The organism is Agilicoccus flavus (assembly GCF_014857905.1).
Taxonomy (GTDB): domain Bacteria; phylum Actinomycetota; class Actinomycetes; order Actinomycetales; family Dermatophilaceae; genus Agilicoccus; species Agilicoccus flavus.
Genome location: NZ_JACYXE010000009.1, coordinates 182689 through 200384 on the forward strand (window position 1 = coordinate 182689; position 17696 = coordinate 200384).

At 73.1% G+C, this 17696-nt stretch carries 12 protein-coding genes and 4 tRNA genes; 7 read left to right on the top strand and 9 right to left on the bottom strand.

Translation table 11 applies throughout. The annotated features are described in order from the left end of the window. Positions 1 to 108 precede the first annotated feature (108 nt). From ICW24_RS14285 to ICW24_RS14295, 3 genes are all read left to right on the top strand, one after another. Positions 109 to 615: a DUF421 domain-containing protein gene (locus tag ICW24_RS14285; protein ID WP_226346391.1), complete on the top strand. Its 507-nt coding sequence runs from the start codon at positions 109 to 111 to the stop codon at positions 613 to 615. Positions 616 to 852: 237 nt separating this feature from the next. Then, the gene (locus tag ICW24_RS14290; protein WP_226346392.1) at positions 853 to 1521 is read left to right on the top strand and encodes a fasciclin domain-containing protein; all 669 of its coding nucleotides are present in this window, start codon (positions 853 to 855) and stop codon (positions 1519 to 1521) included. Between the two features lie 250 nt (positions 1522 to 1771). Continuing rightward, a tRNA-Lys gene (locus ICW24_RS14295) sits at positions 1772 to 1844 on the top strand. 461 nt (positions 1845 to 2305) lie between these two features. Here the strand turns inward: ICW24_RS14295 and ICW24_RS14300 are convergent. From ICW24_RS14300 to glyA, 8 genes are all read right to left on the bottom strand, one after another. Continuing rightward, on the bottom strand, positions 2306 to 3841 hold the full coding sequence (locus ICW24_RS14300) for a hypothetical protein (protein ID WP_226346393.1): 1536 nt from the start codon (positions 3839 to 3841) through the stop codon (positions 2306 to 2308). Between the two features lie 479 nt (positions 3842 to 4320). Then, positions 4321 to 5013, bottom strand: a complete 693-nt coding sequence (locus ICW24_RS14305) for a histidine phosphatase family protein (protein WP_226346394.1) — start codon at positions 5011 to 5013, stop codon at positions 4321 to 4323. Between the two features lie 1183 nt (positions 5014 to 6196). Then, complete coding sequence (locus tag ICW24_RS14310) at positions 6197 to 6901, bottom strand: potassium channel family protein (RefSeq protein ID WP_226346395.1); 705 nt, start codon at positions 6899 to 6901, stop codon at positions 6197 to 6199. Between the two features lie 26 nt (positions 6902 to 6927). Then, on the bottom strand, positions 6928 to 8265 hold the full coding sequence (locus tag ICW24_RS14315) for a TrkH family potassium uptake protein (protein ID WP_226346396.1): 1338 nt from the start codon (positions 8263 to 8265) through the stop codon (positions 6928 to 6930). 110 nt (positions 8266 to 8375) lie between these two features. Continuing rightward, complete coding sequence (locus ICW24_RS14320) at positions 8376 to 9986, bottom strand: phospholipase D family protein (protein ID WP_226346397.1); 1611 nt, start codon at positions 9984 to 9986, stop codon at positions 8376 to 8378. An 80-nt stretch (positions 9987 to 10066) separates the two neighbouring features. Continuing rightward, a complete protein-coding gene (gene mgrA, locus ICW24_RS14325; protein ID WP_226346398.1) occupies positions 10067 to 11098 on the bottom strand; it encodes an L-glyceraldehyde 3-phosphate reductase in 1032 nt (343 codons plus the stop codon). Between the two features lie 286 nt (positions 11099 to 11384). Continuing rightward, positions 11385 to 12788 carry an L-serine ammonia-lyase gene (locus ICW24_RS14330; protein ID WP_226346399.1) on the bottom strand — a complete coding sequence of 468 codons (1404 nt, stop codon included), beginning with the start codon at positions 12786 to 12788 and terminating at the stop codon, positions 11385 to 11387. A gap of 15 nt (positions 12789 to 12803) precedes the next feature. After that, positions 12804 to 14078, bottom strand: a complete 1275-nt coding sequence (glyA, locus tag ICW24_RS14335) for a serine hydroxymethyltransferase (RefSeq protein WP_226346400.1) — start codon at positions 14076 to 14078, stop codon at positions 12804 to 12806. A gap of 161 nt (positions 14079 to 14239) precedes the next feature. On the opposite strand from glyA, the gene ICW24_RS14340 reads away from it, so the two are divergent. From ICW24_RS14340 to ICW24_RS14355, 4 genes are all read left to right on the top strand, one after another. Beyond that, positions 14240 to 15286: a PHP domain-containing protein gene (locus tag ICW24_RS14340; protein ID WP_226346401.1), complete on the top strand. Its 1047-nt coding sequence runs from the start codon at positions 14240 to 14242 to the stop codon at positions 15284 to 15286. A 181-nt stretch (positions 15287 to 15467) separates the two neighbouring features. Beyond that, a tRNA-Glu gene (locus ICW24_RS14345) sits at positions 15468 to 15540 on the top strand. A gap of 29 nt (positions 15541 to 15569) precedes the next feature. Next, positions 15570 to 15643 (top strand) — tRNA-Asp (locus ICW24_RS14350). Between the two features lie 14 nt (positions 15644 to 15657). After that, positions 15658 to 15734: transfer RNA gene (locus ICW24_RS14355), tRNA-Phe, on the top strand. A gap of 251 nt (positions 15735 to 15985) precedes the next feature. Here the strand turns inward: ICW24_RS14355 and ICW24_RS14360 are convergent. Continuing rightward, on the bottom strand, positions 15986 to 17662 hold the full coding sequence (locus ICW24_RS14360; protein WP_226346402.1) for an ABC-F family ATP-binding cassette domain-containing protein: 1677 nt from the start codon (positions 17660 to 17662) through the stop codon (positions 15986 to 15988). Between the last annotated feature and the right edge of the window lie 34 nt (positions 17663 to 17696).

Below are 17696 nucleotides of genomic sequence, written 5' to 3' on the forward strand. Positions count from 1 at the left end.
ACCCCGCCCCGCCGTTCGGGTAGCGTCCACCACCGCGACGCCCCGCGGCAGCCGACGAGGGTCGCCGGCTCCCGCTCGCGGCGACATCCCGGACACGAAAGGATCCTGATGACCGAGCCTGCGCTCCATCCGGCAAGCCCCCTGCACGTCATCGGGGTCACCATCGCGATGTACCTCGTGCTGCTGCTTCTGGTCCGCGTCATGGGGCCGCGCAGCCTGTCGACGATGGCCCCGACCGACCTGGCCTGCGTGGTGGCCGTGGGCGCCGTCGTCGGTCGCACCACACTCCTCGCGGTGCCGACGCTGGAGACCGGGGCCGTCGCCCTCGCCGTGTTGTTCGGAATGCAGTTGCTGCTCTCCACGCTCCGCCGTAACCGGTTCCTGGGATCCGTCCTGTCCCCGCCCCCGCTGGTCCTCCTGCGCGACGGCCGCCTGGACGAGGAGGTCCTGAGCCGCTCCCGGGTGAGTCACGACGACCTGCGCCAGCGCCTCCGGCTCGCAGGGGTGACGCACCTGGACCAGGTCCACCGGGTCACCCTCGAACGCAACGGTCAGATCAGCATCCTGCGCAACGGCACCGAACCGGACCCGTGGCTGCTGGCAGACCTGAGCTGACGAGGCGGCGCCGATCAGTCCGCTGGGCGCCCCGGTCGAGCGCGACCCTGATCGGGGGCCGGCCAACCGGAACCGGTCCCGTCCACGTGGCGCACGTCGTCCTCCCACGGCGACCGGTACGTTCACACCCAGGTTCCTCGCGCCCCTGCGCGGGCTCGATCGCGTCGACTCCTCCATGCTGGAACGGTCGTCATCGAAGCGAACCATCGTCACCGACCCAGGGATGGAGCCATCGACATGCACCCCCGTCGCGCCACGACCACCGCCGCGCTCGCTCTCACCGCTGCGCTGGCACTGGGGAGCTGCTCGAGCGGGAGCACCGACGCTCCCGCCGAGACCCCGTCCGCGAACAGCGCGCCGAGCGGGTCCGCCATGCCCGGCACCACGGGCCCCAGCGGACCGACGGACTCGGCGTCGCCCGCCACCGACGCAGCCGCGGCCCGGTTCGGTCCCGCCTGTTCCCAGATCCCCGCGAGCGGCCCCGGGTCGTTCGAGGACATGGCCGACTCCCCGGTTGGCACGGCGGCGAAGGACAACCCGCTGCTCTCGACCCTCGCGGGTGCCGCCGAGCGGGCCGGCCTGCTCGACACGCTCGACTCGGCGCAGGACGTCACCGTGTTCGCCCCGGCGAACGCTGCGTTCCAGAACGTCGACGCCTCGAGGCTGGCCCGACTCATGGCCGACCCGCAGTCCCTGGGCGACGTCCTCCGGTACCACGTCGTCCAGCAACGCTTGACTCCCGAGCAGGTCGCCGGCACCCATACGACCCTCTCCGGTCGACAGCTCACGGTGGCCGGGTCCGGCGAGAACATGACCGTCGGCGCGAACAAGGCGAAGGTGCTGTGCGGCAACGTGCAGACCGCGAACGCGACCATCTACGTCATCGACGGGGTGCTGCTGCCCTGATCCTGCTCCGGCGGCCGGAGGAGGCGTAGACCGGACCCCGTCTGACGGCACGCCGCCTCGGGGGGCCGAGCAGAAGCGCCTGCGCCGAGGCCGCACCCGCCGCACCCGATACGCGTCGATCACCGTCGGCGACGTCCTCGACGTCCTCCGGGTGGCCGATGCGGACACCGCCTGCGGCATACTCTCTGGGTGGGTCCTCGCGTGGCCGATTCGCCGGGCGAGCGAGCCCCGGAGGTCGGTGAGAGACCCCGGGCCTTTAGCTCAGTTGGCAGAGCAGCGGACTTTTAATCCGAAGCGCGTCGGTTCGAGCCCGACAAGGCCCACCCGCGACGGCGACCCTGGGGCATCGCCGCCGCCCCGCCACCACCCGTTCGGGCAGCGCAGGCCGTGTTCGTGGCCGGACGCGCGGGAGTGCATCGTGCCATGTCGGCCCCCTCGATGCCTCCCCACCGTGACCGCATTGGAAGATGCGCAGGTCAGCGAGTTGGCGCGGTCGGGCGCGGGGTGTCGAAGGGGCCGACATGGCACGACGTCCGGCGACACGGCCGTGCAGGCGCCTCGGGCCGCGGCAGTCGAACGGTGGCAAGCGCCGACGCACCCGGAAGCAGGCGTGGGCGGGCCATGGGGGCCGAGGCGCGACCGAGGTGCGCGACCAAGACGCGACCGAGACGCGACCGAGGCGGCCGCAAACCTCAGCGCGCAGTGAACGCGATTTCATATCCTTCGTGGCCGAGGCGCGGCCGAGCCGTGGCCGAGGCGAGACGTTTGAGCGCGACCGCCGCCGTCAGCGAGCGGGGATGGCGCGCTGCCAGTACGTGTCGAGCAGCGTGCGGGTGCCCAGGGCGCGGGGCAGGGTCGCGGCGACCCGGCCCGAGGCCGGGGCGCACGCGCCGGTCGCGTCGGCCTTCGCGCGCGTCGCGGTGAGGGCGACGGCGTGCGCGGACTCCACGGGGACGAGCCGCCAGCAGCCGGGCTTCTCCGCCATCGCCTTCCGGTCGATGTTCGCGACGACCGTCCGGCCGTTCGGCGACACGGCCACCTTCCACAGCGGCAGCTGATTCGCCGCCACGGCCGCCGGCGCGGCGGTCCGGAACGGCGGCGCCACCTGGATCCACGAGGCGGGCGCGACGGCCGACACGACGACGCGGGCGCGACTACCCCGCACCCCGAACAACCACGCCGGCGCCGTCACCGGGCCGGCGGTCGTCTCCAACGCGATGCGCGTGGGCGTGGGGCCGGTGAGGCCCACGGCGCGGCACGTCGGGCACGGCGCCGAGGTCGCCTGGGCGAGCTGCGCGACCGCCGCCGCGGGCGTCATCAGCGCCGGGCGCACCGCACGCCGCCCCGGGCCGGTCACGACCCCGCTCGCGGCCCGCGTCGCGGAGACCCCAGAACCGAAGACCTTGCCCGCCCGGACCGCACGCTGCACCTGGGCCGCCCCGGCCCCGACGACCTGCACGGGCGTCGACGCCACGTTCTCCCCCAGCGGCGCCGTCGCGACGAGCGCGCCGCCCCCGCCCGCGGTATACAGGCGCTCGAACGCGGCGACCAGGCCTCGCGCCCGCACACTCGGCGGCCCCGCCGCGACGGTGACGGGCGTGGTCGGAGCGGTGACGGGCGTGGCCGCGGGGGGCGGCGACGGCCGAGCGGACGGCTGCGCCGCCGACGGAGCCGGGCTGCTCACCGAGGGCTGCGCCGACGGCAAGGCGCCACCGGGCGAGGCCGACGACGCGGGGGACGAGGCGGAGGCGACCGAGGGCGTCGACGGCGGCGCTGCGGCGTCGGGGGCAGGTGCGTCAGGACGCGTCAGCGCGTAGGCGCCCCCCGCCACGGCCAGGGCGAGGACGCCGGCGGTGGCCGCGCGGGTCGTCGCGACGCGGCGCTCCCGGCGGCGACGTTCGCGCCGCTCGTGGCGAGTGGGGGCGACGAGCCCGTCGCCATCCGACCCGGCGACGGGCAGCGCGGCGGTGTCGTCCGCGACGAGGTGGACACCGGGGCCATCGGCCGTGGCGCGGTCGTGAGCGCCGTCCGTGGCGACGCGGCCGTGGCCCTGCGCGAGCGTGTCGGCAGGGTGGTCGTCGCTCCGCCCGGGATCGTCGGTGGCAGCGTGGCCCCGCCCGGGATCGTCGACGGCAGCCCGGTCGCGAGCACGGCCAGCGATCACATGGTCATCGCCACCCTCGAGCGCGTCGGCGGCGACGTGGCCGTCGCCCAGAGCGAGCGCGTCGGCGGCGGACGCCTGGGCGTCGTCGGCGCGCCGGGCGGCCGAACGGATGTCGACCGACGTGTCGTCGGTCGTCTGATCGACGCGTCGCGCCATGTCCGACCTCCGTACTCTCCCGATCCCCCACTGCTCGGATGCGGGCCGACGATTCGGCCCGATCCGCGCCCGGGCGGACTCCACCTCGTTCCACATCGGACCACCGGGGCCTCGACTCAAGGGGAATGGACGGGGGTTCTCCGTGGTCGAGCACCAAACCGGTTGTCATTCACGGTAGTTCGTGGAGGCCGGACAGTCCGGGAGGTAGCGGGCGGGCGACGAGGTCGGATCACGGCCGGGCCACGACGCCGGCCATACCGTTCGTGCCGCCATGGCGGCAGAGATCGGTCGGATCGGCCAGGCCCACAGGGCGAAGCCCCGCCCGGCCTCGCGGTCGTGACCGGCCGGCCGTCGCTTGGCGATCTGAACTATGCCGGTCGCGCTCCCTCCTGCCGCGCCGGCGGCATAAATCGGCCGCATCGGCATGGTCCAGGGCGCGAGATCACCGGCCCGCGGCCGACGCAACCACCCGCGCGGCGTCAGTCGGGCGCGTCCGCCTCATCGGCGGCGTCGTCGTCCTCCGGCTCGCCGCCGGGGCCGGTGTGGGCGCGGTCGGCGAGGGCGGGGCCGCCGAGTGGTTCCTGGGTCCAGCACACGACGGTCCAGCCGCGGCCCGGGTCGCCCTCGAGGGCGACGAGGCCGGTGTTCGGCAGCCAGTGCTCGCCGGCGTAGTCGAGGTCGACGTTGTCGGCGCGGGCTGCCGCCCACGCGCGGATCATCGCGCCGTGGCTGACCATGACGACGGTCCCGTCGGGGTGCTCGGCGTGCGCCTCGGCGACGACCTCGTCGAACCGGGCGAACACCTCCGTCCCCGACTCACCGCCGGGCACGCGCCGATCCGGCTCGACGTCCCACGCGAAGATCGTGCCGAGGTAGGCATCGACGGCCTCCTCGTCACTGCGCATCTCGACGTCCCCGGCCGGGATCTCGCGCAGCCCGCCGCGCACCCGGGGCTTGAGGCCGACGGCCTGCGCCAGGGGCGCGGCCGTCTGTGACGTCCGCACGAGGTCCGAGACGTAGAGGGCGTCGATCGCCTCGTCGGCGAGCGCCGCGGGGACGGCCTGAGCCTGCGTCCGACCGAGCTCGGTGAGGTCGGCCCCAGGGACGTCCGTGTCGAGCTGGTGACCGACGTTCGAGGTGGTCTGGCCGTGACGCACGAGGAGGAGCCGCATGCCTCCCATCATGCCCGGGCCGCCACGACGCCCGACGGGCGGCTCGCCGGGTCCCGTCGCCGTGGTCTGACCCCTCGGTCAGACCACGAGAGCGGGCCGACCCGAACCCCCGACGCGGGGCACCTGCCGATCGTCCGGCCGCGTGCCCGTGCGGCCGATCGACGGCGACCTCGTCCTCATCGGTGCGTGGCTCGGGCGGGATCTCGGGTGGCGCCACCCCGATTCACCCCGGCCCGGCGTCAGGTCGGGCCGCCCCCTCCTCCGGTGTGCTGAGTCTTCGCGACGACTGCACAGCCACCGCGAGAAGGCCAACCCCTCTGACCAGCGACGCAGCGCGCATGTGCGGCCGATAGCGACGGCGAGCTCGTCCTCATAGATGCGTGAGTCGGGCGGGGCCTCGGGGCACCACCCCGAATCATCCCGACGCACCCGACCGGCGTCAGGTCGGCCGCCCTCTCCTCCGGTGTGCTGAGTTTTCGCGACAACTGCACTGCCAATGGCGCACCGGCGAGAGAGCCAACCCTGTGACCAGCGACGATGAAAACGGCGCCGCCAAAGGCAGTGCAGTTGTCGTGAAAACTCCGACCTGACGGGCCGTATACCCAACGCGGTGCTCCGGATCAGCACCCCATCTGCCCCGGCGTCAGCACCGCCCCGCCCCGTCGCCCACCCTCGTCTCGCCCGCCGCGACGGCCCGACCGGCGTAGACCACCTCTGCGCGATCGTGCAGTTTCGCGGCCAGGCTTCCCCGCCGCCACGGCCCGACCGGCGCAACGCCGCGACGCGATCGCCGAACTCCCGATCGAGGAACTCCGCGGCCACGCTCGGCCTCGGCGCGGGGCGACGCGCCTGGCGGCACAGGCCCGACGTCGGTGGCAACCCCACCAGCGAGAAGAGCCCGACGATCGCCGACGCCCACCCCTCCCGGCACACCGACCGTCCGCCGGTCGTGCGGCGCGACGAGGGTCGTCACGGGCACCCCAGGGCATCGCGCCGCGCGCCGGGGAGGTCGATCCCCGGTGGGGCGGGTTCGTGGCCACGATCCGCTGCGACCACGTGGGCCGCCACCGCGACCTCACCGAGCGGCGTCGAGTGTGACACCTGCCCCACGATCGCGAGCGAGCCGCAGACGTCACGGGCGACGCCCGTACCGTCCCTTCCCACCCCGGCCGGCGGCCGGCGCTCAGCCCTCGTCGATGCGCTCGGGCGCGTCGTGGGGCAGAGCGCTGAACTTCTCGATGGCCTTGACCGACCCGGAGATGACGAGGTCGTCGCCGCGGTGCACGATCGTGTCCTGGTCGGCGTACGTGAACGTCTCCCCCGCCCGGCGCACCCCGACGGCCGTGATGCGATATCGGCTGCGGATGTCGGACTTCCCGAGCGGCACCCCCCACAGGATCGCGGGCGCCTTGATCCGGGCCAGGGCGTACCCCTCGAACTCGAGGTAGTCGTCGAGCGACCCCGAGATCTGGTGCGCGACCCGCTTACCCATCTGTCGCTCGGGATAGACGACGTGATCGGCGCCGACGCGTTCGAGGATCTTGCCGTGCTTGCTCGTGATCGCCTTGGCCCAGATCTCCTCCACCCCGGCCTCGCTGAGCGCGAGCACGGTGAGGACGCTCGCCTCGATGTCGCTGCCGATCGCTACGACGGCCCGGTCGAAGCTCGCGACCCCGAGCTGGCGCAGCGCCTCCTCGTCGGTGGTGTCGGCCTGCACGACGTGGGTCAGCTCCGAGGACCAGCGCTGCACGAGGTCGGGGTTCTCGTCGATCGCAAGCACCTCCTTGCCCATGTCGACGAGGCTCTTGGCCACCGCGGATCCGAAGCGGCCCAGTCCGACGACGAGGATCGACTCGGGCACCCGCCGGTTCGTCTTCCTACCGATCACGACGCACCTCGGTCGCGCGGCGTTGGTCAACCGACAATGGGACGCTCCTCGGGCAGGTGGTAGTGGCGGCGGTGGCTGCGCAGCGCCAACGCCGAGGCGACCGTGATCGTGCCCACGCGGCCGACGAACATGAGCACCATGATGACGACCTGGGCGGAGGTGTCGAGTCGCGGCGTGAGTCCGAGCGAGAGCCCGACCGTGCCGAACGCCGAGACGGACTCGAACACGACGGGCGTCAGCGGCAGGTCGGTGACCGACACGATGACCATGGACCCGAGCGCGACCAACCCCACGCTGATGAGGGCGACCACGAGGGCCTGACGCTGGGTCGCCTCGCTGATGCGCCGGTGGGCGATCGTCACGTCGGTCTCGCCGCGGATCTCCGAGAGGATGACGAACGAGAGAAGGATGAACGTTGTCACCTTGATGCCGCCGGACGTGCCGGCGCTGCCGCCGCCGATGAACATGAGGATGATCGTGACGAGCACCGTCTCCTCGCGGATCACCGCGTAGTCGACGATGTTGAACCCGCCCGAGCGCGGCATGACACCGCCCGCGAGCGACGCGTTGATCTTCTCCGTCACGGCCATGGGCCCGAGGGTGGCCGGGTTGGTCCACTCGAACCACAGGAAGGTCGCGATGCCGACCCCGAGCAGCAGCATCCAGCCGTAGAACGTGATGCGGGTGTGCACGGTCCAGTGGTCGGGACGGCGCCGCTTGAGCCACAGCTCGAACAGCACGGGGTAGCCGAGGCTGCCGATCACGACGGTCAGGCACATCGGGACGATGACCCACGGGTCGGCGACGAAGCCCATGATGCTGTCGCTGTGCAGCGCGAACCCCGCGTTCGTGAACGACATGCACGAGTAGAAGAGGCCGTGGCCCAGCGCGGCGAACGGGCCCATCCCGTAGGCGAGCCAGAACCGGATACCGAGAACGACACCCACGGCCACCTCGATGCTCGCCATGAGGACACCGATCCGCACGAGCAGCCGGCGCACCTCGCCGAGGGTCTGGGTCTGGGTCTCGGTCTGGGCGACGAGGGTGTCGCTGAGCTGGATCCGCCCCCGGACGATGAGCGCGAGCAGCGTCGCCGACGACATGATCCCGTACCCGCCCATCTGGGTGAGCAGGATGATGACGGCCTTGCCGAACGGGGTCCAGTACGTCGCCGTGTCGACGGTGGTCAGGCCGGTGATCGTCGTCGCGGACACGGCCGTGAAGATCGCCGGGAGAACCTGCACGTCGCCCGGGTGCGAGACGGGCAACAGCAGCAACGCGGTCCCGAACAGGATGACGGCGAGGAACGCGGCCGGCACGAGCCGCACCGGCTTGAGCATCGCGCGCTGGAACGACGACGCCACGCCTCACCTCCTCCCCCGCGGTCCCGGGTGGACCATCGCCGATTGTGACACCCGCCCCGCGAACGCCGGGGCGCACCGGCCACCGGGTCGGCGCACCGGGCGCGGGTCGCTCAGAACTCCGTCGAACCGCGCCGGCCGCGCGGGCGGCCGTCGGGGTCGAAGACGTGCCGGTAGAGGAGCGTCGCCCACGGCCGCTGCCAGGCCGCCACCGTCGGCACGGACAGGGTCCGGAGCCGGCCGGGCGGCCGGGGCCCGAGGCGTCCGCCGTCGTGCCACTCGTCGAGGTCGAGCGCGCACGCGGCCATGGCGCCGGCCATGACGTGCGGGTCCTCCAGATCGGGGCGGTCCTCCCCCTCGGGCACGCCGAGGTGCTCGCGGGAGAGGCGCAGGCGCAGGTCGCGGGCGTACCGGGCCGGGGGGTGCCCGTCGGAGGCCGGGCCGGGCACCGGCTCGTCGTCCCAGACCACGGCGGTGAGCTCGGTGTCGTGGGTCCAGCTGCGCCGGTTGAAGTTGTCGGAGCCGATCGACGCCCACCGGTCGTCGACGACGCACACCTTGGCGTGCACGTAGATGGGCAGGCCGGCCTCGTTCTCGAGCCCGTAGAAGGCGACGCGGTCGCCGCCCGCCGCGCGCATCGCGGCCATCGCCTCGCGCCGTCCGACGAGCGACGGCGGGGTGGCGATCGGGCCGGTCTGGGTGGGCAGCCTGGGCAGGACGCAGACGATCCGCAGGTCGGGTTCGCGCCGCAGCGCGTCGACGAACGTCTGCGCGATCGGCGCCGACCACAGGTACTGGTCCTCGACGTAGATGATCCGCCGCGCCCGCGTCAGCGCCTTGGCGTACCCGCGGGCGACGCTGTACTCCCCCTGCGGCGCGAAGTCGTAGCCGTGACGCAGCCGCGGATAGGTCCGGAGGATCTGCACGTGATGGGTGCCGCCGTCGCCTGAGGGGACGGGCGGGGGCGGAGGCGCCTGGCGCGGAAGGGGATCGGGAGTCTGGTCCTCGCGGGACAGGAAGCTCTGCAGCCGCTGGACCGGGTGCCGCGTCAGGGGGTTGGAGTCCTCCCAGCGCTCCCGGAACGCCGTCTCGACGTCGTGGACGACCGGTCCGCGCAGGGCCACCTGCACGTCGTGCCAGGCGGGGGTGTCGCCGAACGCGGACGACATCGACACCGGCTGCGGGTCGCCGAGGTGACGCTCGTCGTCGCGACGCGAGTGGCACAGGTCGATGCCGCCGACGTAGGCGACGTCGCGGGTCGGGTCGTCGCCGTGGCGCAGGACCACGAACTTCTGATGGTGCGACCCGCCCGAGAGGACGCGCATGTCGCGCAGGCACTCCCCGCCGGCCTCCTCGATCTCCTCACCGAGGTGGTCGGCCTCGGTGCTGGAGTAGCCCAGCCGGTCCCAGTGCGAGCGCCACACCAGTCCGCGGACGTCGACACCCCGGCGCGCCGCGTCCTCGAGGACCGCGCTCACCTCACTGCCGGGTTCGCCCGTGAGCCGCTCGTCGGGGTCGCCGCGCCAGTCGACGAAGAACACGAGGTCGCCCGGGCCCATCGCCTGGATGCGGGCGTGGAGGTCCCCGTAGTAGGTGGCGCCGTGCACGAGGGGATCGGCCCGGTTGCCCGACGACCACGCGTGCCCGCCCGGATGCCGGGCGTCGATGCGGGTGTGGGGGTTGCCTCGCTCCCCCTCGGTCAGGAACCAGTCCTCGAGGCGCACCCGACCATCGTGCACCTGCGGGCCCCGGCGCCGCCCGCCGTCCGGCGGCGCGGCGGCGACCGGACCGCGAGACGCGCCCGTCAGTTCGCCGTCTGCGCGGCCCAGAGGTTGACCCCGGACTCGACGGCGTGCTCGTCGATCTCGGCGAGCTCCTCGTCGGAGAACGACAGGTTCTTCAGGGCGTCGAGGTTGGCGTCGAGCTGCTCGACGCGGCTCGCCCCGAGCACCGTCGAGGTCATGCGGGGGTCGCGCAGCACCCAGGCGATCGCCATCTGCGCGAGGGTCTGGCCGCGCTCCTTCGCGATGGCGTCGAGCGCCCGGACGTGCCCGAGCGTCTCCTCGGACAGGTGCCCCTGGTCGAGCGAGCCGTCCCGAGCGGCCCGGGAGTCCTGCGGCACGCCGCTCAGGTACCGGTCGGTGAGCACGCCCTGCGCGAGGGCGGTGAACGCGATGCACCCCATGCCCTGCGCCTCGAGCTCGTCGAGGAGGTGTTGTTCCTCGATCCAGCGGTTGAGCATGCTGTACGACGGCTGGTGGATGAGCAGCGGCGTCCCGAGGTCGCGCGCGATCTGCGCGGCCTCCTTGGTCTTGGCCGCGGAGTAGCTGCTGATGCCCGCGTAGAGCGCCTTGCCCGACCGCACGGCGGTGTCGAGGGCGCGCATGGTCTCCTCGACGGGCGTGTCGGGGTCGAAGCGGTGGCTGTAGAAGATGTCGACGTAGTCGAGGCCGAGGCGGCGCAACGACTGGTCGAGACTCGCGAGGACGTACTTCCGCGACCCGCCGCCCTGGCCGTACGGGCCGGGCCACATGTCCCAGCCGGCCTTCGTCGACACGATGAGCTCGTCGCGGTACGGGGCGAGGTCGGTGGCGAGCAGCTGGCCGAAGTTGATCTCGGCCTGGCCGTAGGGCGGGCCGTAGTTGTTGGCGAGGTCGAAGTGCGTGACGCCGCGGTCGAAGGCGCGGCGCACGATGGCCCGCTGGGTCTCGAAGGGCTTGTCGTCGCCGAAGTTCTGCCACAGGCCCAGCGAGACCGCCGGCAGCTTCAGCCCGCTGCGTCCGCAGAACCGGTAGACCATGTCGTCGTAGCGCGTGTCGGAGGCGGAGTACGTCATGGGCCACATCCTGCCCGCCCGCGGCGAGGCGTCGCGCGGCGGGCCGGGGGCGGCTCCGGCGTCGGCCTGCGCCCCTCGGGCGACGAAGGCGAGGGTCGCGTCGGGGGCCGCCGACCGCGTCGTCGGCACTCGAGCCTCTGGTCGCGCTTCCTCACACCCGCCCACCACTCCGAGCGCACCCACCCGGTGTCGGCGGCCGCGTCGTCAGCACTCGAGCCTCTGGTCGCGCTTCCTCACACCCGCCCACCACTCCGGGCGCACCCACCCGGTGTCGGCGGCCGCGTCGTCAGCACTCGATGACGTTGACCGCCAGGCCCCCGCGCGCCGTCTCCTTGTACTTCACCTTCATGTCGGCGCCGGTCTCGCGCATCGTCTTGACGACCTTGTCGAGGCTCACGACGTGGGAGCCGTCGCCGTGCATCGCGGTGCGGGCGGCGGCGATGGCCTTGACCGAGGCGATGGCGTTGCGCTCGATGCAGGGGATCTGCACGAGCCCGCCCACCGGGTCGCACGTGAGGCCGAGGTTGTGCTCCATGCCGATCTCGGCGGCGTTCTCCACCTGCCCGGGCGAACCGCCCATGACGGCGCACATCGCGCCTGCGGCCATCGAGCACGCCGACCCGACCTCGCCCTGGCAGCCCACCTCGGCGCCGGAGATGCTCGCGTTCTCCTTGTAGATGACGCCGATCGCGCCGGCCGTGAGGAGGAAGTCGACGATCCCGTCGTCCGAGGCGCCCGGCACGAACCGGGAGTAGTACGACAGGACGGCGGGGATGATGCCGGCGGCGCCGTTCGTCGGGGCGGTGACGACCCGCCCCCCGGCGGCATTCTCCTCGTTGACGGCGAGCGCGAACACCTCGACCCAGTCGATGCCGCGCATCGGGTCGTCGTCGTCGGGGCGCTCACACAGGGAGCGGTAGAGGTCGGGGGCCCGGCGGCGCACGCGCAGCCCGCCGGGCAGCGTGCCGTGGGTGCTCAGCCCGTTCTCGATGCACTCGCACATGACGGCCCAGATGTGCAGCAGCCCCGCCCGCACCTCTCCCTCGGTGCGCCACGACAGTTCGTTGGCGAGCATGACCTGCGCGATCGACAGGCCCGACGCCGCGCAGACGGCGAGCAGCTCGTCACCCGTCCGGAACGGGTGGGCGACGGGGGTCGTGTCCTCGACGACGCGGTCCTCGGGTCGGGTGGCGACGTCGTTGACGACGAACCCGCCGCCCACCGAGTAGTAGGTGCGCGCGTCGATGACGACGTCGTGGTCGCCGGGGCCGGCATGCGGGCCGCCCCCGCCGTAGGCCGTGAACGTCATCCCGTTCGGGTGCAGCGGCAGGGACCGGCGCCGGTGCATGACGAGGTCGTCGCTCTCGTCGAAGGCGATGTCGTGCTCGCCCGCGAGCCGCAGCCTCTTGTCGGCGCGGATCTGGTCGAGCCTCCCGGCGACGGCCCGGGGGTCGACGCTCTCGGGGTGGGCGCCCTCGAGCCCGAGCAGCACCGCGGTGTCGCTGCCGTGGCCGTGGCCGGTCGCGCCGAGCGACCCGAACAGCTCGGCCCGCACCCGACGCACCCGCGACAGGTCACCGCCCTCGCGCAGGGTGTCGGCGAACGTCGCCGCCGCCCGCATCGGGCCCACCGTGTGCGAGCTCGAGGGCCCGATGCCCACGGAGAACAGGTCGAAGACCGACAGCGCCATGTCCGCCGCCCCGGCTCAGCCGGCCAGCGCGGGGTACAGCGGGAACCGCGCGGCCAGCGCCTCCACCCGGGAGCGCAGCGCGGTCGCCTGCTCGTCGGACAGCTCCGGGTCGAGCGCCTCGGCGATGACGTCGGCGACCTCGGTGAACTCCTCCGGACCGAACCCGCGCGTCGCGAGCGCGGGCGTGCCGATGCGCAGGCCGGAGGTGACCATCGGGGGCCGCGGGTCGTTCGGGACCGCGTTGCGGTTGACCGTGATGCCCACCCGGTGCAGGCGGTCCTCGGCCTGCTTGCCGTCGAGCGTGCTGTCGCGCAGGTCGACGAGGACGAGGTGCACGTCGGTGCCGCCGGAGAGCACCTTGACGCCCTTCTCGGCCATGCCGGGCGCGGTGAGGCGTTCGGCGAGGAGGCGGGCGCCCTCGAGGGTGCGGCGCTGGCGGTCCTTGAACTCCTCGGTGGCCGCGAGCTTGAACGAGACGGCCTTCGCGGCGATGACGTGCTCGAGCGGCCCGCCCTGCATGCCGGGGAAGACGGCCGAGTTGATCTTCTTCGCGATGTCGGCGTCGTTGGACAAGATGATGCCGCCGCGGGGGCCGCCGAGGGTCTTGTGCGTCGTCGACGTCGTCACGTGCGCGTGCGGGACGGGGTTGGGGTGCAGGCCCGCGGCGACGAGGCCGGCGAAGTGGGCCATGTCGACCATGAGGTACGCGCCCACCGCGTCGGCGATCTCGCGGAACTTCTCGAAGTCGAGCTGGCGGGGGTAGGCGGACCAGCCGGCGATGATCATCTTCGGCCGGTGCTCCTGGGCGAGGCGCTCGACCTCGGCCATGTCGACGCGCCCCTCGCCGTCGACGTGGTAGGGCACGACGTCGAACATCTTGCCGCTGTAGTTGATCTTCATGCCGTGCGTGAGGTGCCCGCCGTTGGCGAGGTCGAGGCCGAGGATCGTGTCGCCCGGCTGGAGCAGCGCGAAGAACACGGCCGTGTTGGCCTGGGCGCCCGAGTGGGGCTGCACGTTGGCGAAGCCCGCCCCGAACAGCTCCTTGATGCGGTCGATGGCGAGCTTCTCGACGACGTCGACGTGCTCGCAGCCGCCGTAGTAGCGACGCCCGGGGTACCCCTCCGCGTACTTGTTCGTCGCGACCGAGCCCTGCGCCTGCATGACCCCGACCGGCGCGAAGTTCTCGGACGCGATCATCTCGAGCGTCGTCTCCTGGCGGTTGCGCTCGGCGTCGAGGGCCTGCGCGATCTCGGGGTCGACCTCGGCCAGCGACTGGTTCAGCGTGTTCATGTCGCGAGTCTGTCAGATGCACCACACCCGCGACAGGGGCGCGCGACGCGACGCGCCCGGGCGCCTTCGGGGCGTCGCGCGGGCGGCCTCGCGTCGGCCGGAGGCGCGGCGGGCGGGCCGGTCCCGGGCGGGCCCCGGCGGGCGCGCCTACCCTGGCCGACATGAGCACCCCCGCCCCCCTCGAACCCGTCGACGCGCTGCGCCGGATCGCCTTCCTCATGGAACGCACGCGGGGCGAGACGCGGCGGGTCGAGGCCTACCGCAAGGCGGCGGCGACGCTGCTGGCCACCCCGGCCGACGAGGTGGCCCGGCGCATCGCGAACGGGACAATCACCGACCTGCCCGGGATCGGCAAGAGCACCGGGGCTGCCATCACGGCGGCCGCCGCGGGCGAGGTCCCCGACCGGCTCGCCGAGCTGGAGGCGACCGCCGCCGGTCCGCTCGTCGAGGGTGGGCAGGAGCTGCTCGCGGCCGTGCGCGGCGACCTGCACAGCCACTCCGACTGGTCCGACGGGGGCTCTCCCATCGAGGAGATGGTGGCGACGGCGATGGAACTCGGGCGCGAGTACCTCGCCCTCACCGACCACTCCCCCCGCCTGCGCGTGGCCAACGGGCTCAGCGCCGAACGCCTCACCCGCCAGCTCGGCATCGTCGACGCGATCAACGGCCACCTCGGCGACGACTTCCGCCTCCTGCGCGGCATCGAGGTCGACATCCTCGACGACGGCACGCTCGACCAGACCCCGGAGATGCTCGACCGGCTCGACGTCGTCGTCGCCTCCGTGCACAGCAAGCTGAAGATGCCGAAGGCGCAGATGACGCGGCGGATGGTGGCGGCGGTGAGCCGGCCGCGCACCAACGTCCTCGGCCACTGCACCGGCCGGCTCGTCACCGGCGGGCGGGGCACGCGACCCCAGAGCGAGTTCGACGCCGCCGCCGTGTTCGCGGCCTGCGCCGAGCACGACGTCGCCGTCGAGATCAACTCGCGCCCCGAGCGGTGCGACCCGCCCGACGAGCTCATCGGCCTCGCCCTCGACGCCGGGTGCCTGTTCTCGATCGACACCGACGCCCACGCCCCCGGCCAGCTCGACTTCCTCGCCTACGGCTGCGAGCGCGCCCAGCGCCTCGGCGTTCCCGCCGATCGGATCATCACGACGTGGCCGGTCGATCAGCTCCTCGCCTGGGCCCGACCGGAACCCGCGGCGTGAGGCGGCGCCCCGGTCCCGGCCCGGCCGATCCCCTCGCGAGGGGTCCGGAACCCCGCCGCGGAGCCGTTTTGGAGTTGGGCGCATTTCTCCCCTATGCTCATCGAGTCCTCGAACGGATCCGAGCTGCTGCGGTACGCAGGCGTAGGTACAGCGAAGGCGGCGGGGCCTGACGAGACACCAGGTCCCCATCGTCTAGCGGCCTAGGACCCCGCCCTTTCACGGCGGTAGCACGGGTTCGAATCCCGTTGGGGATACGCACCACCAGAAGTACCCTCTTCAACGAGGCCCCGTAGCGCAGTTGGTTAGCGCGCCGCCCTGTCACGGCGGAGGTCGCCGGTTCGAGCCCGGTCGGGGTCGCTCTGATTCACCAGGGCCAGGTAGCTCAGTTGGTACGAGCGTCCGACTGAAAATCGGAAGGTCGGCGGTTCGACCCCGCCCCTGGCCACCACGGAAGCCGCAGGTTCCCTCCCCGGGACCCTGCGGCTTCGTCGTTCCCCGCTTCCCTCTGCAGCCTCGGCGGGCGGGGGTCCGCGGACGAAGAACCGTACCGACGACATCGGCAGGACGCGCTTGTGCATCTGCGCCGGTCACGGGCCTGCACCCTCGCGGGTGAGGCGGTCCGTGTCGTCGATACGGTTCTTCGATCTCGGCCACCCCACGGCGCGGCGCCTGATCCGCGCCGGCACCGGCGCCCCCGGATCAGCGCGTCCGCTCCACCCGCCCCTCGTCCCACACGGGCTCGGCGGACTCGACGACGCGGCCGTCGGCGCGGAAGACGACGAACCGGTCGAAGCCGCGGGCGAACCAGCGGTCGTGGGTCACCGCGACGACGGTGCCGTCGAAGGCGTCGAGGCCCTCCTCGAGGGCCTGCGCCGACTGCACGTCGAGGTTGTCGGTCGGCTCGTCGAGCAGCAGCAGCGTCGCGCCGCTCAGCTCGAGCAGCAGGATCTGGAAGCGCGCCTGCTGACCGCCCGAGAGGGAGTCGAAGGTCTGTTCGGCGGCGTGGGCGAGCTCGTAGCGGTCGAGCACGCGGGCCGCCTGCTCGCGGCCGCGCCCCTCGCGATGGCCGTCGCCGCGGTGCAGGATCTCGACCAGCGTGCGCCCGGCCAGCTCGGGGTGGGTGTGGGTCTGGACGAACCAACCGGGCCGCACGCGCGCCCCGAGCCGGGCGCGGCCGGTGTGCGGGACCGGGTCCACGGGACGGTCCTCGACCGGCCGGTGCTCGACGTCGGGGTCGGTGCCACCGGCGGCGAGCAGGCGCAGGAAGTGCGACTTGCCCGACCCGTTCGACCCGAGCACGGCGACGCGTTCGCCGTACCAGACCTCGAGGTCGAACGGCCGCATCAGGCCGGTGAGCTCGACGCCCTCGCACACGACGGCCCGCTTGGCCGTCCGCCCGCCGCGCAGGCGCATCGTCACCTGCTGCTCGCGCGGGATGCCCTGCGGCGGGCCCGCCTCCTCGAACTTACGCAGCCGGGTCTGGGCGGCGTGGTACTGCGAGGCGAGGCCGTCGTTGTACGCGGCCTTCTGCTTGTACATGAAGACGAGGGCGCGCAGCTTCTCGTGCTCCTCGTCCCAGCGCCGCCGCAGCTCCTCGAGCCGCTCGAAGCGCGTCCGGCGGGCCTGCGCATAGGTCCGGAAGCCGCCGGGGTGCACCCACAGCGAGTTGCCGCCCGCGCCGAGCTCGATCGTCGCGACCCGCGTGGCGACCGCGGCCATGAGCTCCCGGTCGTGGCTGACGAACAGGACGGTCTTGCCCGACGCGGCGAGCTGCTCCTCGAGCCACACCTTGCCCGGCACGTCGAGGTAATTGTCGGGCTCGTCGAGCAGCAGCACCTCGTCGGGACCGCGCAGCAGCGCCTCGAGCACGAGCCGCTTCTGCTCCCCGCCGGACATGCTCGACAGCTCGCGCCACCGGCAGCGTTCGTACGGGACCCCCATCGCCGTCGTGCAGCACGCGTCCCACAGCACCTCGGCCTTGTAGCCGCCGGCGTCGGCGTAGTCCGACAGGGCCTGCGCGTACGCGAACTGGGTCGCCTCGTCGTCGGTCTCCATGAGCGCGAGCTCGAGCCGGTCGACCTCGGCCGCCGCGGCGCGGACCCGCGGGGGCGCGACGGACAGGAGCAGGTCGCGCACGCACTCGTCGTCGCGGCCGACCCGCTGGCGCATGATCCCGAGGCCGCCGCTGCGCGTCACCGCGCCCGCGTGGGGGGTCAGCTCGCCGGTGACGATCCGCAGCAACGTCGTCTTCCCGGCCCCGTTGGCGCCGACCAGCGCGATCTTCGCGCCGTCGCCCACCCGGAGCGCGACGTCGTCGAGCAGCACCCGCCCGTCGGGCAGGTCGTATCGGATGCCGGCCAGGTCCACGTGTCCCACGGGGAACCAGTCTGGGTCATCCCCGCGCGGGGCC

Coding starts and splice junctions, on each gene's coding strand:
- ICW24_RS14330 (WP_226346399.1), bottom strand. CDS start 12,788: ATGGCGCTGTCGGTCTTCGACCTGTTCTCCGTGGGCATCGGGCCCTCG.
- ICW24_RS14290 (WP_226346392.1), top strand. CDS start 853: ATGCACCCCCGTCGCGCCACGACCACCGCCGCGCTCGCTCTCACCGCT.
- ICW24_RS14340 (WP_226346401.1), top strand. CDS start 14,240: ATGAGCACCCCCGCCCCCCTCGAACCCGTCGACGCGCTGCGCCGGATC.
- ICW24_RS14285 (WP_226346391.1), top strand. CDS start 109: ATGACCGAGCCTGCGCTCCATCCGGCAAGCCCCCTGCACGTCATCGGG.
- ICW24_RS14305 (WP_226346394.1), bottom strand. CDS start 5,013: ATGCGGCTCCTCCTCGTGCGTCACGGCCAGACCACCTCGAACGTCGGT.
- mgrA (WP_226346398.1), bottom strand. CDS start 11,098: ATGACGTACTCCGCCTCCGACACGCGCTACGACGACATGGTCTACCGG.
- glyA (WP_226346400.1), bottom strand. CDS start 14,078: ATGAACACGCTGAACCAGTCGCTGGCCGAGGTCGACCCCGAGATCGCG.
- ICW24_RS14300 (WP_226346393.1), bottom strand. CDS start 3,841: ATGGCGCGACGCGTCGATCAGACGACCGACGACACGTCGGTCGACATC.